We start from the raw sequence: 14,914 nt of genomic DNA, 5'->3' as shown, positions 1-14,914 counted from the left end.
TTGCAATCAATGGTAATCAGGCGTCTTTCTTCTGAAACACCGGTGACCTCGACATCTTGGATTCCTAAAAGTAATGTGGTAATATTGTTTTGCACTTGTTTGCCCCCCTTTATTATTTTGTGGTGATATAATTTTAGGTGATAGGGAAAACAAGTGCTATCTTTTTGCATAAAAATATCCATTGAGGAGGTTACTCCCCAACGGATATTATAGAGCCAAAAAAGAACCGCCGAAGCGGCTCTTCTTATACAAATGTGGATGTGAGGAAGATGGCGATGATCCAGAAAAGTTTCGAGATCAGGTCGATGCTTACGAAGATAATGCCGTACCAGGCGAGAAAATCCCGACTGTTTTCTTTCGGCAATATGGAATGGGCCGAAGCATAGGCCAAAAACATCACCCACATATAGAGCAGAATGCTCAAGAGGAAATGGGGGGTTATCGATCCCAAGACCGTGCGTCCCATGGCCGAGGAGGCCGGCAGGACGAAAAAGATAATAGTCGAGGGGATCAGGTACAAGATCCAGTGGAAGAGATTGTCTACGGTGCGGCCGCGCAAGTTATCTTCCGTGCAGCTGTTGGTGCGTGCCACATTGTTTGCGAAGAAAAAGCGGAACAAATCGATGAGCACTTTTAAGAGGGCAAAGACAATGGCCAAAATGCCGATGCCTCTGAAGGCAAAGACAATGGGCACGGTGCTCAGGATAAATCCGATGCCCAGGAGGCCGTAGACCCCTTGTTTGCCCTTTGCCAGGACCCGTTCCCGAGCGGGGGCGAGCTTATCGTAGGCTTTTAAGACGTAAACATTGTCGGAAAGTTCGCTGACGTGGTGATGGTGTTTCACTTCCGCGGAATGCTTCGCCTTATCCACGTCGGATTTTTCTTTGTTCAAGCCGGCAAAGAAGGAAGCGAAGGGATTTTCTTTCTTCTCGCCTGCGGCAGCTTCTTTTTTCGCCGCTTTTTGGGCCTTCGCCGCCTTGGCTTCTTTTTTCGCCTGTTTGCGGGCGGTTTTGTCTAAAGCAACGTCCGATTTCGGCGCGGCGGGTTCCTTTTCTACAGGGCCCGAAACAGGCGCTTGCACTTCGCCGAAAGCGTCGGCGGGCTTGATTTTTTCATCCGCCGGTTTATCGACCGTATCGAATGCATCGGCGGGTTTAATTATTTCATCTGCCGGTGGATCGCCTTGATCGAATGCATCGGCGGGTTTAATTATTTCATCTGCCGGTGGATCGCCTTGATCGAATGCATCGGCGGGTTTGATTTTCTCGTCCGCCTCTTTTTCGAAACCTTTGGCAGGGCGGAGGGATTCCTTCGCTTCAGATTCCGCCTCGTCGGACTTTTTATTTTTCGAGAAGAAGGAGGAAAGAATGCCTTTCGAGGTAATTTTTTTCTCTTCTTCCTTTTCTTGTGCATCTAAAATGGCGTTGACCTTTTTATTCAAAGAGGACACGTCGCCGGTTTGGGCGAAGGATTCCTGATCCATGGCATCCATGTCCTGAGACACCCGCAGGCGATCGGCCTCCGAATCATCCAATACCTTTTGGTCCCGCTCCAGGCGATCGGCCATTTCGCCGAAGACGGAGTAGGGATTGTCCTCCTCGTCGATAAAGCTGTTCCAAATGGCGGAAAAGCTCTTCTTTTTCTTTTTCTCATCCTGTTTTTTGGCCGGCGCATCGGCGGCTTTTATTTCATCGGCCGCGGCGAGGGGCGCGGAAGCTGTCTTTTTGTCCGGGGCATCCGCTTTTTTCTTCGTTTTTTCTTTTTTCGGCTTCGGGTGCGCGCCGGAGAGGGTTTCGTGTTTTTGGATACTCATGCCCACGTGGGTATCCACTTTATTTAAGTAATTTTTTAAGGCTTCACCGTCTTCCGGATCGGAGGAGTAGGCGACCTTCGTGTCGCCGCCGGAAGCGGGATGATCTAAACCGGTTGTCGGCGAGGCGCTTTTGAAATTTTCCTCAAAGAGTTTTCGCGCTTCTTCCTGATTGGCACCGCATACGTGACAAAATTTCGCGCCTTTGACCAGTTCTTCGCCACATTGAAAACAATACAATAGATCGTCCTCCTTCTTCATCTGTTTTACCAAATTATAACATAGATTCGGAAGATTACAGAATGAAGTCACAAAAATGAAGTCATAAAAAAAACTCCGGGGATGCCGGAGCTTTTTCTAAATCGAATCGTCGATTACTTAGCGGAGTTTTCAGCTTTGTCAGCGTTGTCAGCAGCAGCTTGTGCGTTGTCAGCAGCAGCTTTTGCGTTGTCAGCAGCAGCGTTAGCTTTTGCAGCGTTGTCAGCTTTGTTAGCAGCTTCGTTTTTAGCGTTGTTAGCTTCAGCAGCAGCGTTGTTAGCAGCGTTCTTAGCGTTGTTTGCAGCGTTTTCAGCTTTGTCAGCTTTGGGTTGGCAAGCAACGAGACCGAACATAAGGGTACCTACTGCCATAGCGCTAGCGATTTTCTTTAAGTTTTTCATTTCGAAATACCTCCTAAAAGATTCATATCATTGATGTAGCCTTAGTATAACCGCCTCATGTGATAGAATCGTGAAGGAATGGTCAAAATTTTCGGATTCGATCGAAGAAAGGTCTAAGGGATCTGTTTCTCGTCGGGACCTTTTCATGTATACTAAAAGCCGGAGGCGATTATGCAAGCACTGTACAGAAGGTATCGGCCCAAGACGTTCGACGACGTCGTCGGCCAAGAGATGACCGTTACCGCACTGAAAAATCAAATAAAAGAAAACCGCGTTCACCACGCCTATATTTTTTCCGGCACCCGAGGCACGGGAAAGACCTCGGTGGCGAAAATTTTTGCCCGCGCCGTGAACTGTTTGTCGCCGAAAGAGGCCAATCCATGCAATGAATGCAAGGTCTGCCGAGGAATTTTAGACGAGAGCCTCTTCGATGTCATGGAAATCGATGCGGCCAGCAACAATTCCGTGGACGACATACGGGAGATTCGCGAGCACGTGGCCTATGCGCCGGCGGTTGCGAAGAAAAAGGTCTACATTATCGACGAGGTCCATATGTTGAGCAAGGGGGCTTTTAATGCCCTCTTGAAAATTTTGGAAGAGCCCCCGGCCCACGCCCTGTTTATTTTGGCCACGACGGAGCCGGAAAAAATTCCCGCCACGATTTTGTCTCGCGCCCAACGCTTTACCTTCTTCCGATTGAAAGAAGAAGCCATTCAAGGGGAGCTCGCCCGGATTTTGGATCTGGAAAAGAGAAGCTACACCGACGAAGGCCTGGCGGTCATCGCCGCCCACAGCGACGGCAGTATGCGAGACAGCCTGTCTATTTTGGATCAGGTCCTTTCCATGGGGGAAGGCGTCGTGGACGGGGAATTGGTACAAAACGCCCTGGGTCTTACGGAAGAAGAGGGGATTTTTCGCATTGTCGACGGCCTCATTACTTCGGACGGCGCCCTCATCGTCGATGCGCTGAACAGCGCCTATGACCGGGGGAAGAATTTTTCTCTTCTCCTCGACGCGTTGATCGACTACTTCCGCGACCTTTTGTTTTACCGCTACACCCACGCCATTCCCAAAGGCCTTAGTGAAAAGGAAGGGGCGGCTTTCGAAGCCCACGCAAAGAATTTAGAGGAAGGCTACGGTTTTCAAGTCCTTCAGCTTTTTCAACAGGGGCGGGAGCAGTTTCGCTATGCCAAGGATCCCAAGACCGTGGTGGAAATCCTTCTATTGAAGGCCCTTCACTTAAAAGAAGGGGGACAATTGCCCGATGAGGCGGCCCTTCGGCTGACGCCGCGAAAACCGGCGGCAGTGAAAACCGATGAAGGGAAGAAAGAAAGAGCCCCAGTGAAGGAAGCAGCGCGCCCCGAAGTCCCCGAGGTCGAGCAAGGCGAAGTGGAAGAAGCTTTGAGGGATGATGGGGGCCGTGATATAATCGAAGGCGAAAAGACGGCCCTTTCGGCAGAGACCTGGCAAGGGGTGCAATCGGCGGTGCGCGAGAAAAGCGTGGCCTGCGCGGCCCTTTTAAAAGATGCGCAAACCACGAAAATGGAGGGGAGCCGGCTCACCATTCTCTTCGAGCCGAAGTTTACATTTCATTTGCAGATGCTGAAAAAAGCGGCCAACGAAAAAGCTTTGCTTGAAGGTGTAAAAGAAGCCCTCGGGCCGGAGACCACGGTGGCGGTGGAAGCCATCGGCGATGATGACGACGAAGTGCTTCGGTCCATTGAGCGCGTATTTAAAGATGTAATTATTGAAAAAGAATAAGGAGGCATTATGGCTAAGGGATTTCCCAATATGGGCGGAAAAAATATGAACAATATGATGAAGCAGGTGCAAAAATTCCAAAAGGATATGGAAAAAATGCAGGCGGATCTGGACAAACAGGAATTTGAAGCCACATCAGGCGGCGGCGTCGTTACCGCCGTGGTCAACGGCAAGCAAGAGCTCCTGCGCCTTTCCATCGATCCCGACGTGGTGGATCCGGAAGACGTGGAAACCTTGGAAGACTTGATACTCGCCGCCATTCGCGAAGCCATGAATTGCGCGAGAGAAAAGACGGAAGGGGAAATGTCCCGCTTAACCGGCGGCCTCAATATGCCGGGCCTGTTTTAACGATGGATAAGCCCCTGGAAGAGCTGATCTATCGCTTGAGTCGTCTGCCGGGGATCGGCACGAAAACGGCCAGGCGCCTCAGCTACTTTTTGCTGGATTCTCCGCCGGAGGAAGCGGAGCAGTTGGCTCAGGCCATTCAGGAAGCCCGCGAAAAAATAAGGGAGTGCAGCATCTGCCACGACTACACCGATTCCGATCCCTGCCGCATTTGTAAAAGCGACCACAGGGACCGCACGGTGATTTGCGTGGTGGAGCGGCCACAAGATGTGCAGGTCATGGAAGCCACAGGCAAGTACAACGGCCTGTACCACGTGCTCCACGGCGTCATCGTGCCGGAGCGAGGCATTGTGCCCAACGACCTGAGGATTAAAGAACTTCTGGAGCGTCTCAAGCACGAGCCCATTAAGGAGCTCATCCTCGCCACCAATCCCACGAAAGACGGCGACATGACCGCCCGCTACATTACTCGCACCTTGGCCGATGTGGACATCCACATTACCCGCATCGCCCACGGCATCCCCGTCGGCGGCGATTTGGAGTATTACGACGAGCTCACCGTGGCCACGGCCCTTGCCCATCGCACGGATTACAGAGAAAAATAAACAGAATTTTCAGATTCTCTTACGAACAAGTCTCCGAAAAAGGGGGCTTGTTTTATTATGTAGAAGCGATCAAAACAAATTATTGCAATGAACAAGCGGATTCATGGTATAGTGAAGTCAAATGAGAGGAAGAAATTTTTAAGACTTATGGAGAAACGCCATGAAAGAAAAAATCCTTATCGTCGATGATGAGAAAGAAATTTGCGAACTGCTTGCGATTTATCTTCGTAACGACGGCTACGCCGTGGAAACAGCATTTGACGGCAAAGACGCTCTCGAAAAAATCAAAGCGAATCCGCCGGACGCCATGATTTTGGACATTATGCTGGAAGATTTAGACGGTTTCAGTCTGTGCCAAAGGATTCGGGAAAACTACTTTTTTCCTATTCTTATGCTTACGTCGAAAATTGATTTTGGGGATAAAATTCTGGGCCTCACTGTCGGGGCCGACGATTACATGACCAAGCCCTTTAACCCCTTGGAAGTGGTGGCCCGAGTGAAGACGCAACTTCGCCGAAGCGGCCGATACAATCAGGGGATCGGCGGGCCGGAGGAAGAGATTTCTATTCGCGGCTTGGTCATCAACAAAAGGGAGCACAAATGCACCCTAAATGAAAAGCCCCTTTCCCTGACGCCCATCGAATTTGAAATCGTGTGGTATTTGTGCGAGCACATGGGAGATGTCGTGTCATCGGAGGCGCTTTTCGAAGCCATTTGGCGGGAAAAGTACATGGATAACAACAACACGGTGATGGCGCACATCGGGCGGATTCGGGAAAAGATGCATGATTCCGGCCGCCAAGCCAAGTACATTAAAACGGTTTGGGGCGTAGGCTATGTCATCGAAAAATAACAACGACTCCTTGCTCCGGGGGATTTTTAAGCGCTACGTGATCCGAGTTATTCTCATAACCGCCGCGGTGTTTTTCGCCACAATATTCATCAGCGTCTGTTTGCGTCGATGGCTGAATGGCCATGATCCTTTCAATTACTTATATTACCGGGACCTTTACTTGCTCTACCCGGCGCTGGGCATTTGGGTGCTTTTAATTGTGCTTGCCACTTACCGTTTGTTCAAGCAATTGGTTCACTACGTCGATGAGTTGCAGGAAGCCACAAGCCTTCTTTTCGATAAAGAAGCAGGCGCCATTGAATTGTCGCCGGAACTCGCCGCCATTGCCGAAAAAATCAATGCACTAAAGGCGGAATCCATTCGAAACGAGGCCTTGGCGGCGCAGAGGCAGAAGCAGAAAAATGATTTAATCGTGAATTTGGCCCACGATTTAAAGACGCCTTTGGCATCCATTGTGGGCTACTTAAATCTATTGTGCGGCGATGTAAAATTGAGCAGCGAGGAGCGGGAGAAATACCTCGATGTCGCCTTGAGAAAGAGCCGGGCCCTTTCCGATTTAATCGATGAATTTTTCGAAATGACGAAATTTAATTTGTCCGATTTAAAGCTGGAGGTTGCCGAATGCAATTTGAGCCTTCTCTTGGAGCAGATTATTTTTGAATTTAAACCCCTCTTCGACGAAAAGGGCATGGAATGTAAACTCCACGTACCGGGAAAAGTATACCTTTCCTGCGACGGCGACAAAATGTCTCGGGTCTTCGGCAATCTATTAAAAAATGCCTATTTGTATGGCGATCAGGACAGCACCGTTCAAGTGACCGTCGAAGAAAGTGAGGCGGAGGTGACCATCGACTTTATCAACGCCTGTAAGACCATTCCCGAGGATGCGTTGGAGAGTATTTTTGAGCCCTTTTACCGCATGGATCCGTCGCGACACGCCGCCGGCGGATCCGGTTTAGGCCTTGCCATTGCGCGGGAGATTCTCCGCGCCCACGGGGCGGAGATCACGGCGAAAAGCGCAGATAACAAAGTGTGTTTTCGACTGACATTCAAAAAGTAGGAAAAAAGTAAGAATATCGTAGAAGGGAATTAAAAACTCGCAACGGGAGCCATGCTATCCTTTGAGATGTAGAGATGCTTTTACATTGAAAAGGAGATTGATATGAGAAAAACATTTAGGCGAATCCTGTGCGTGTCCTTTATCCTCGCCCTGGCTCTCGGCCTTTGCGCCTGTCATGGGGGCGATCCGGAAGGACTTCATTCCTACGATGATGCGAATAAGGAATTTAAAGAAACGGTGGCCGACTTAAACTGGCCCGACAATTACACCTTGCCCACGGAATTAGACGGCGAGAAAGACGCCGAATATCAAGCGGGCTATGGCGACACGCGGGCGTCCCAATATTGGGAAGAAGCCTGGGAAAAGGAATGGTTGGATAATTACAAGACGGACAAAGCACGGGCCGACAAAGCCATCGAAGAATTGGAAAAGGCACCGACGATGAACTACATGAGCCCGAAAAAATGCGACGACGCGACGCGAAGCTTTTTCAAGGAAATGCTGGACAAGGCAAAGTCGGGCGATCCGTCGGCGGTGGAAGAAAATTTAAAACTCAACGGACCGACGTCTTAAAGCCACGGGGGGAATCCCCTTGGCTTTTTTCGTTGGAGAATTTTTTTCGATTCGTGACCCTTTGAAGACGCAAAAAAAGAGCCCGGTTTTCGCCGGACTCAAGGTTTTTTCGATTACAGATTTTTCGTAAAGGGCTCGGAAATATCCACGTGGCCCATAAGGCTTTCGGCCTTTTCGCCGTTAATGGTAAATTCCACGGCCTTAATGCCGTCGACGGAAAGCAAACTGTTGACGATGGAGCGTGCCAGCACGTCCTCTTCCAGGGAACCGCCGGCAACATCGCCTGAAAGATCCACGATAGCGGTGGTGCCGTCTAATTTGGATTTGGAGAAATCAAATTTATCCAAGCCTACGGATTCGGCGCCTTCGGCCTTCGGGCTTTGGGCCAATTGTTTCAATACTTTCGTGACGATGTCGTCTTTCGACGCCTTGATCGTCGCTTGTTCCGTGACTTTTTTATTTTCTTCGTCGCCGTTGACAATGTAGTCGGAGGAGGGGTAGGTCAAGGTGACTTCATAGCTTTTTTCTTCGCCCTTCTTGTCCTTATCCTCTTTGTCTTTCGCCTCTTTTTCTTCGGCTTCATTGGCCTTGTTTTCGGCGGCTTCTTTGTTTAAATCTTCCGATGTCTTTTGGTTTTCAACCACTTCCACCTGATTATTCGCTTCTTCCGCCTGTGCCGCCTCTTTGGCACAGCCCGTGGCCATTAGAAGCAGGCCCAGGCAGACGCCTGTGATGGCGGTTAATTTTAATTTTTTCATCTTTCCTCCTCAGTCAGTAAAACGTTGTTGTTATTGGTTATTTTACCACAGCGGCAGGCAATTGAAACAAATCGCAGCGCCAACCGGGTATTTCTTTACGAGACTTTACTATTGGCTTCAATGGCAAAGATGATGATAAGTTTTTTGCGCCGACGCTTAAAGATCCGCCGGCTGTGGTAAGATCTACCCATCGCCGGATTGAATAATTTATTCATAGATGGATATACATAGAAAATAGAATGATTGGAGGAGTCGATGAAAAAAGATATAAATAAACCGATGTTTATATATTATGCCATCGGAATTGTACTGGTCTTTTTGATCTCGTTTATGCTGATGCCGAAGATGTTGCGGGATCCGGTAAAGATCAAAAGCGTCAGCTACAATGAATTTTTGTCCGATGTGGATCAAAAGAAGGTAAAGGAAGCCCATATTACGGATAAGCAAATCGCCTTTACCATAAAAGGGGAAAAGGATGTGCGCTACGAAACGGCCCGTTTCCCCGACGAAAGCCTGGTCAATCGCCTCTACGACAACGGCGTGGAATTTGATCGCAAGTTCCCCAGCGAAATGAATCCGATTTTGCAAAGCCTCTTGAGCTTCGCCCTGATGGTGGTGGTTATGGTGGCCGTAGGACAGATTTTCCTGCGCTCCATGACGAAATCCATGGGCGGCAAAGGGGGCGTTGGCCCCATGAGCTTCGGAAAAAGCAATGCGAAGATTTACGATCAGAGCGTGGAGGGAATTACTTTCGCCAATGTGGCGGGGCAGGACGAGGCCAAGGATGATTTAACGGAGATCGTGGATTTTCTCCACAACCCGAGCAAGTACACGGAAATCGGCGCCAAGCTTCCCAAGGGAGCCCTTCTCGTCGGCCCGCCGGGTACGGGGAAGACCCTCCTGGCCAAAGCTGTGGCGGGAGAAGCCAGCGTGCCCTTTTTCTCCATCTCCGGCTCGGAATTTGTTGAAATGTTCGTGGGCCTCGGCGCCGCCAAGGTGCGGGACCTGTTTGAGCAGGCGAAGGACAAAGCGCCCTGCATCGTCTTTATCGACGAAATCGACACCATCGGAAAGAAGCGCGACGGCGCCGGTTTTTCGGGCAACGACGAGCGGGAACAAACGCTGAATCAACTCTTAGCCGAAATGGACGGCTTTGAAGGTAACGGCGGCGTGGTCATCCTTGCTGCCACGAACCGCCCCGAGTCCTTGGACCCGGCTCTCTTGCGTCCCGGCCGTTTCGACCGCCGCATTCCCGTGGAGCTGCCGGATCTCGCCGGTCGCGAGGCCATTTTGAAGGTTCACGCGAAAGATGTAAAGAAGGAAGAGGCCATCGACTACAATGCCGTGGCCAAAGCCACTGCCGGCGCCAGCGGGGCGGATCTCGCCAATATGGTGAATGAAGCGGCCCTTCGCGCCGTTCGCTGCGGTCGCAGATTAATGAGCGAAGAAGATTTAATGGAAAGCGTGGAAGTGGTTATTGCCGGCCACCAACGGAAAAACAGTGTCATCAGTCAAAGGGAAAAAGAAATCATCGCCTACCACGAAGTGGGCCACGCTCTGGTCGCCGCCATGCAAAAGGAATCGGCGCCGGTGCATAAGATTACCATTATTCCCCGAACCAGCGGCGCTTTAGGCTACACCATGCAGGTGGACGAAGAAGAAAAATTCCTCATCAGCAAGGAAGAGGCTTTCAACAAAATCGTCACCTTTACCGGCGGTCGCGCGGCGGAAGAATTGATCTTCAATACCCGCACCACCGGGGCATCCAACGACATCGAGCAGGCCACGAAAATTGCCCGCTCCATGATTACCCGCTACGGCATGACCGACGAGTTTGGCTTCGTGGCCATGGAAACCTTGACCAATCGCTATTTAGGCGGCGACACCACCTTGGCCGTTTCCGACCGCCGTGCCTTCGACATCGACATGGCCGTAAGCGCCATCATCACCAAGGCTCAGGAAAAGAGCCACAAGATCCTTACGGAAAATGTGGACAGCCTTCACGCCATTTCCCATTACCTTTTGAAGAAAGAAACCATTACGGGCGCGGAATTTATGGAAATTTTAGAAAAAAATCGCGGCGGAAATGGGGCGGAAGATGCATCGGAAAGGTCGAAAGAGGAAAAAGGGGAAGAAGATCTTCATTGACAGCACCGCTTTTTTCTAGGAAAATAAATACAATGCATGCCCTGCTTTTGCAGGGCTTTTTTTTCGAAGAAGCCCCGAGCAGAGAAAGACCAATCCCGCGCTTCTCTGATTGCCCGAGGGGCAGTATCATGATTAGGCAAACGGAATTAGGACTATACAAGAGCAGGTGATTCGATGACTTTTGCAGAAAAAGTAAAAACCCTTCGCACGGAAAAAGGCTGGATTCAACAGGAACTGGCCGACGCCTTGGGGGTAAGTGTCCGCACGGTAAAGAACTATGAATCCGGCGACAGTTACCCGAAAAACCGGCTCATTTACAAAAAAATGGCCCATGTTTTTTCCGTGGATGTGAATGATCTGCTCCACGAAGACGAGGAATTTGCCACGCCGGAAAAAGACGATGCGGCCTACGACGATTACAAAATCCTGCGCCAGTCCTTTAACGGCATGAAAAAAGCCCTGGCTTCAGAGAAGATCGGGCAGCGGGACAAAGATATTCTGATGAAAAGAGTGTGGGACCTCTATTGGAAAAACAAAGACAAAAGCGACGTGTAACCGTTGCTTTTTTTGTGGGGAAAAGACATAAAAAAAACGGAGCCGAAGCTCCGCGTATCTGGTGCATCTTCAGGGACTCGAACCCTGGGCCCACTGATTAAGAGTCAGTTGCTCTACCAACTGAGCTAAAGATGCAAACGTCGATAACAGAAACAATTATATAGCCCGGACGTAAATTTGTCCAGTCTTTTTTTAAAAAGAAATCGACAAAAATCCGCACCGGGTAAAGAACAGGTCAAATTCCCACGTTTGTGGTAAAATATTACCATCAAAAAAAGGAGTCGTTTATGTCCATTAAAGAAAGAAAGACGGCAGAGGGCGTCAAAGGATTTGCCCTGTGCTTTATTTTACTATACATGGCCTTTAGCCGCGTTTTCTTAGGCGGTCATTTGGGTTATCAAATACTCTTTGCCCTCATGGGCTATGAGACCTTCAGGGGATACATTCGCGATAAAACATACCCCGGTCCCTTTTTGGTAGAAAAAGTGCGGACGTATTGGCCGGAGCTTTTCGCCATGGTGAGCATTGTTACGGCGATGTATGCCTTGTTTTTTTACGCCGATTTGCCCATGGTGCGCGGGCAGGCCCTGTGGTCTTTAGTATTCGCCAATAATATTTTTCAAAGCCTTGCCGGTCATCCCTTAAGCATCGAGCAGCCTTCGCCCTTCGGCCATTTGTGGTTTGTATCTTTGCTTATGCAATGCTACCTTATTTTCGCTCTGGTGGCAGCAGGGAAGCGGACGCGACAAAAAATTATTTCCGTGGCCTTTTTCGGCGGCGCCATCACCTTGATCTCCGCCCTCATAATGGGGATCTTCGGCGGATTGGATTTGGCCGAGGCGAGGATTTTCTACAGCCCCGAGAGTCGGCTCTTCAGCTTCTTCGTCATTTTTCCCTTCGTCCTCTACGAGCTCATGGGAAAAGGGCGCAGACGCACAGCCAGTCGGGACATGGCCATGCTGGGGATTATGATCGTCTTCGTCATTTTTCTTTTATTTATGGCGGAATCCACCCCGGCCTATTTAGGCGGGCTGTTTTTTGTCAGCATCCTCCTGAGCCTGTTTATTCTCTTTTTGTTTCGCGACGGCAATGCCTTTGAAAGCGTGTTTCAATTCCGACTCTTCACCTTTATCGGCGAGCGGGCCTATTCGATTTATCTCTACAGTTTGCCGGTCTTCTTTTTTACAAATGCTCTGGCCGAGCGTATGCATTTGAGGGGAGGCCTTTGGATTCCCTTGGCTCTGATCATCCTAATTATCGCCGCCCAAGGTTCCTATTATATTTTTCAGGTGAAAGGTCTGAGCAATAAATGGGTATACGCCATCTTAGCCACGCTTTTCGGCGGGTTGATGGTGATTACCTACACAACCCAGGCGCCGGAGATCATGAAGCGCCAAGCGCCGGAGAAGACGACGGTGAAGAAAGTGGAGCCGAAAGAAGTGGCGTCGAAACGAAAGAAAGCTTCGTTGACGGAGCGCTTCGAGCCGTCCAACGAATTGGCGGCGGCCATCGAACAGGTGAACGCACAAAAGCCCTATTACAAATTAACCAACGACGATCTGGGCAAGCTCCAGTCTCAAAAGGGCTTGCTTTTAGGCGACGGCGCCGCCCAATCGGCGCGGGAAGCCTACTTGCGTCTCATGCCCGATTTACAGGTTATTGGTTCCAATAATCTGAATCCATCGTGGTATGTGAGCCGCATCAAAGAATATTCCGCCGACGGGCCCATTATTCTTCAAATCGGAAACGACGCGGCCCTTACCTTCGATGCCGTGGACGAAATTGTAAAAACCGCCGAGGGACGCCCCTTGTTTTTAATTAATGTGGTGGCCGATCCTTCCTACGAAGACAAAAACAACGATATTCTACAACGGATTGCCGATAAATACGCCAACGTGGCCCTCATCGATTGGCACAAAGACGGAAAGAACCAAAGCGGCTTTTACGACGACGAAGGGCACATGAAAGATCCGGCAAAGCGTTTAATGTCCCATATGTTGGGTCACTGCCTGCTTTACAATATGCCTGCGGCGGTGACGAAGCCCGACGACGGAGACAAAGACAAACACGCAAAGACGGAAGAAAATTTAGCGGCAAAAGAAAACGACGACGTCCCCGATGTAAGGGACGCCAACTGATGAAAGGAGCATGGAATGGAAAAGAAAGTCATTTACTGGGACAGAGAAGAAGAACACGATGCCATTATGGCATTTTCTGAAGACTACAAGGCATTTTTAGACCGGGCGAAAACCGAGCGCATGGCGGCAAAAGAAATCGTCCGCTTGGCAGAAGCGGCGGGCTACAAAAATTTCTACGATATGGACAGCTTAAAGCGCGGCGATAAAATTTACTTTTTAAACAAAGGAAAATCCGTGGTGCTCTTCGACTTGGCCGCAGATTTCGAAGAAGGCATGGCCATTGTAGCGAGCCACATCGATTCGCCCCGCTTGGATATTAAACCTGCGCCTCTTTATGAAGAGGAAAATGTGGCCCTTTTAAAGACCCACTACTACGGCGGCATTAAAAAATACCAATGGACGGCGATCCCCTTGGCCATTCACGGCGTAGTCGTGACCAAAGACGGCAAGAAGCACGAAGTCAACATCGGCTCCGATCCTGCCGATCCCGTCTTCACCGTGACGGATCTCCTGCCCCACCTGAGCAAGTCTCAAAATAAAAAGACCTTGGCCGAAGGCATCATCGGCGAAAATTTAAACGTGCTCTTCGGTCACCGCCCCTTAAACGGCTCCGTGGAAGAGGCTGCAAAAGCCCTTTTAAAAGAAAAATACGGCATGGATCCTGACGATTTCGAAACGGCGGAGTTGGAAGTGGTGCCTGCCTTTAACGCCAGAGATATAGGTCTGGACCGAAGCATGGTAGCGGCCTACGGCCAAGACGACAAAGTCTGTGCCTACGCATCCCTCAGGGCCCAACTGGACGGCAAGAACCGCACGAAAACCTGCGTCGCCGTCTTTGCCGACAAAGAAGAAATCGGCTCCGTGGGCAACACCTCCATGAGTGCGAAATACTTTGAAAACGCCGTGGCGGAAGTGCTCTACAAATTGGGCGTGGACTCCAATATCGCCGTGCGTCGGGCATTGGCCAACAGCATGGTCCTCTCCGCCGATGTCACGGCAGCGCTGGATCCCAACTACCCCGAAGTTATGGACAAGAAAAACGCCGCCCGCTTAGGCGAAGGCGTCTGCATGATGAAATACACCGGCTCCAGAGGCAAGAGCTCCACCAACGACGCCAATGTGGAATTTGTCGCTGCCATTCGGGATCAATTTGCCAAAGACAATGTGATGTGGCAAACGGGCGAAATGGGCAAAGTCGACGAAGGCGGCGGCGGTACCGTGGCCTACATCCTCGCCGAAACTGGCGCGGAAGTCGTGGATCTGGGAACGGCCCTCTTCTCCATGCACGCCCCCTTTGAAGTGGCGTCTAAGGCCGATATCTACTCCACCTACAAAGCCTACAGCAGCTTTTTAACCATGAAATAAAATGCCCCTTTACACGCGGCCGACAGATATGTTATACTATCGAAGTATCAGCTGGCCGAAGTGATGGAATTGGCAGACGTACTGGACTCAAAATCCAGCGGTGGCGACACCGTGCGGGTTCAAGTCCCGCCTTCGGCACCAATAGAAAAAAGGCGAAGTTGCAGAAAATTGCAGCTTCGCCTTTTTTATTTTACCGGGAAGGAATTAATGTCTTTCTGAAACGAATAGGGTCGACTCCCTTATTGGCTACATTTTTTAAAAAGCAAAGTGCGAAAAAGAAATGC

Annotated in this window: 13 protein-coding genes and 2 tRNA genes; 11 read left to right on the top strand and 4 right to left on the bottom strand. The window is 50.1% G+C overall.

Annotation, left to right across the window (positions count from 1 at the left end; genetic code table 11):
* Positions 1–244: 244 nt before the first annotated feature.
* Both KO087_RS05360 and KO087_RS05355 read right to left on the bottom strand, forming a co-directional pair.
* Entirely contained in the window at positions 245–2,050 is a 1,806-nt protein-coding gene (locus KO087_RS05360; RefSeq protein WP_215508273.1) for a zinc-ribbon domain-containing protein, read from the bottom strand.
* 134 nt (positions 2,051–2,184) lie between these two features.
* Positions 2,185–2,469, bottom strand: a complete 285-nt coding sequence (locus KO087_RS05355) for a hypothetical protein (protein WP_215508272.1) — start codon at positions 2,467–2,469, stop codon at positions 2,185–2,187.
* 171 nt (positions 2,470–2,640) lie between these two features.
* Between KO087_RS05355 and dnaX the strand changes: the two genes are divergently transcribed.
* The 6 genes from dnaX to KO087_RS05325 all read left to right on the top strand — a co-directional run bounded on the left by dnaX (position 2,641) and on the right by KO087_RS05325 (position 7,666).
* On the top strand, positions 2,641–4,230 hold the full coding sequence (gene dnaX, locus KO087_RS05350) for a DNA polymerase III subunit gamma/tau (protein WP_215508271.1): 1,590 nt from the start codon (positions 2,641–2,643) through the stop codon (positions 4,228–4,230).
* Between the two features lie 9 nt (positions 4,231–4,239).
* Positions 4,240–4,578 (top strand): YbaB/EbfC family nucleoid-associated protein, encoded by a 339-nt coding sequence (locus tag KO087_RS05345; protein ID WP_215508270.1) that lies wholly within the window; start codon positions 4,240–4,242, stop codon positions 4,576–4,578.
* A gap of 2 nt (positions 4,579–4,580) precedes the next feature.
* Entirely contained in the window at positions 4,581–5,180 is a 600-nt protein-coding gene (gene recR / locus KO087_RS05340; protein ID WP_215508269.1) for a recombination mediator RecR, read from the top strand.
* Between the two features lie 160 nt (positions 5,181–5,340).
* Complete coding sequence (locus KO087_RS05335) at positions 5,341–6,033, top strand: response regulator transcription factor (RefSeq protein ID WP_215508268.1); 693 nt, start codon at positions 5,341–5,343, stop codon at positions 6,031–6,033.
* Entirely contained in the window at positions 6,017–7,093 is a 1,077-nt protein-coding gene (locus KO087_RS05330; protein WP_215508267.1) for a sensor histidine kinase, read from the top strand. The genes KO087_RS05335 and KO087_RS05330 overlap by 17 nt, the downstream gene beginning before the upstream one ends.
* A gap of 102 nt (positions 7,094–7,195) precedes the next feature.
* Complete coding sequence (locus KO087_RS05325) at positions 7,196–7,666, top strand: hypothetical protein (protein ID WP_215508266.1); 471 nt, start codon at positions 7,196–7,198, stop codon at positions 7,664–7,666.
* 113 nt (positions 7,667–7,779) lie between these two features.
* Here KO087_RS05325 and KO087_RS05320 read toward each other — a convergent pair whose 3' ends face one another.
* Positions 7,780–8,424 carry a GerMN domain-containing protein gene (locus tag KO087_RS05320; protein WP_215508265.1) on the bottom strand — a complete coding sequence of 215 codons (645 nt, stop codon included), beginning with the start codon at positions 8,422–8,424 and terminating at the stop codon, positions 7,780–7,782.
* A 255-nt stretch (positions 8,425–8,679) separates the two neighbouring features.
* On the opposite strand from KO087_RS05320, the gene ftsH reads away from it, so the two are divergent.
* Both ftsH and KO087_RS05310 read left to right on the top strand, forming a co-directional pair.
* Positions 8,680–10,572 (top strand): ATP-dependent zinc metalloprotease FtsH, encoded by a 1,893-nt coding sequence (ftsH, locus tag KO087_RS05315; RefSeq protein WP_215508264.1) that lies wholly within the window; start codon positions 8,680–8,682, stop codon positions 10,570–10,572.
* A 174-nt stretch (positions 10,573–10,746) separates the two neighbouring features.
* Entirely contained in the window at positions 10,747–11,127 is a 381-nt protein-coding gene (locus KO087_RS05310) for a helix-turn-helix domain-containing protein (protein ID WP_215508263.1), read from the top strand.
* A gap of 59 nt (positions 11,128–11,186) precedes the next feature.
* Here KO087_RS05310 and KO087_RS05305 read toward each other — a convergent pair.
* Positions 11,187–11,262, bottom strand: a tRNA-Lys gene (locus tag KO087_RS05305).
* A gap of 152 nt (positions 11,263–11,414) precedes the next feature.
* Here KO087_RS05305 and KO087_RS05300 point away from each other — a divergent pair.
* From KO087_RS05300 to KO087_RS05290, 3 genes are all read left to right on the top strand, one after another.
* The gene (locus KO087_RS05300) at positions 11,415–13,265 is read left to right on the top strand and encodes an acyltransferase family protein (protein WP_215508262.1); all 1,851 of its coding nucleotides are present in this window, start codon (positions 11,415–11,417) and stop codon (positions 13,263–13,265) included.
* A gap of 15 nt (positions 13,266–13,280) precedes the next feature.
* On the top strand, positions 13,281–14,630 hold the full coding sequence (locus KO087_RS05295) for an aminopeptidase (protein WP_215508261.1): 1,350 nt from the start codon (positions 13,281–13,283) through the stop codon (positions 14,628–14,630).
* 54 nt (positions 14,631–14,684) lie between these two features.
* A tRNA-Leu gene (locus KO087_RS05290) sits at positions 14,685–14,771 on the top strand.
* Positions 14,772–14,914 lie beyond the last annotated feature (143 nt).

Origin of the sequence: Peptoniphilus rachelemmaiella, from assembly GCF_943169845.1 — a bacterium.
Taxonomy (GTDB): Bacteria; Bacillota; Clostridia; order Tissierellales; family Peptoniphilaceae; genus Aedoeadaptatus; species Aedoeadaptatus rachelemmaiella.
Note: the sequence above shows the minus strand (reverse complement) of the source record. Positions and strands in the feature narration are given on the sequence as shown.

What these genes read in the sequence shown, in the direction of transcription:
- KO087_RS05355 (WP_215508272.1), bottom strand. Translation starts at nt 2,469, where the DNA reads ATGAAAAACTTAAAGAAAATCGCTAGCGCTATGGCAGTAGGTACCCTT.
- dnaX (WP_215508271.1), top strand. Translation starts at nt 2,641, where the DNA reads ATGCAAGCACTGTACAGAAGGTATCGGCCCAAGACGTTCGACGACGTC.
- KO087_RS05345 (WP_215508270.1), top strand. Translation starts at nt 4,240, where the DNA reads ATGGCTAAGGGATTTCCCAATATGGGCGGAAAAAATATGAACAATATG.
- recR (WP_215508269.1), top strand. Translation starts at nt 4,581, where the DNA reads ATGGATAAGCCCCTGGAAGAGCTGATCTATCGCTTGAGTCGTCTGCCG.
- KO087_RS05335 (WP_215508268.1), top strand. Translation starts at nt 5,341, where the DNA reads ATGAAAGAAAAAATCCTTATCGTCGATGATGAGAAAGAAATTTGCGAA.
- KO087_RS05330 (WP_215508267.1), top strand. Translation starts at nt 6,017, where the DNA reads ATGTCATCGAAAAATAACAACGACTCCTTGCTCCGGGGGATTTTTAAG.
- KO087_RS05325 (WP_215508266.1), top strand. Translation starts at nt 7,196, where the DNA reads ATGAGAAAAACATTTAGGCGAATCCTGTGCGTGTCCTTTATCCTCGCC.
- KO087_RS05320 (WP_215508265.1), bottom strand. Translation starts at nt 8,424, where the DNA reads ATGAAAAAATTAAAATTAACCGCCATCACAGGCGTCTGCCTGGGCCTG.
- ftsH (WP_215508264.1), top strand. Translation starts at nt 8,680, where the DNA reads ATGAAAAAAGATATAAATAAACCGATGTTTATATATTATGCCATCGGA.
- KO087_RS05310 (WP_215508263.1), top strand. Translation starts at nt 10,747, where the DNA reads ATGACTTTTGCAGAAAAAGTAAAAACCCTTCGCACGGAAAAAGGCTGG.
- KO087_RS05300 (WP_215508262.1), top strand. Translation starts at nt 11,415, where the DNA reads ATGTCCATTAAAGAAAGAAAGACGGCAGAGGGCGTCAAAGGATTTGCC.
- KO087_RS05295 (WP_215508261.1), top strand. Translation starts at nt 13,281, where the DNA reads ATGGAAAAGAAAGTCATTTACTGGGACAGAGAAGAAGAACACGATGCC.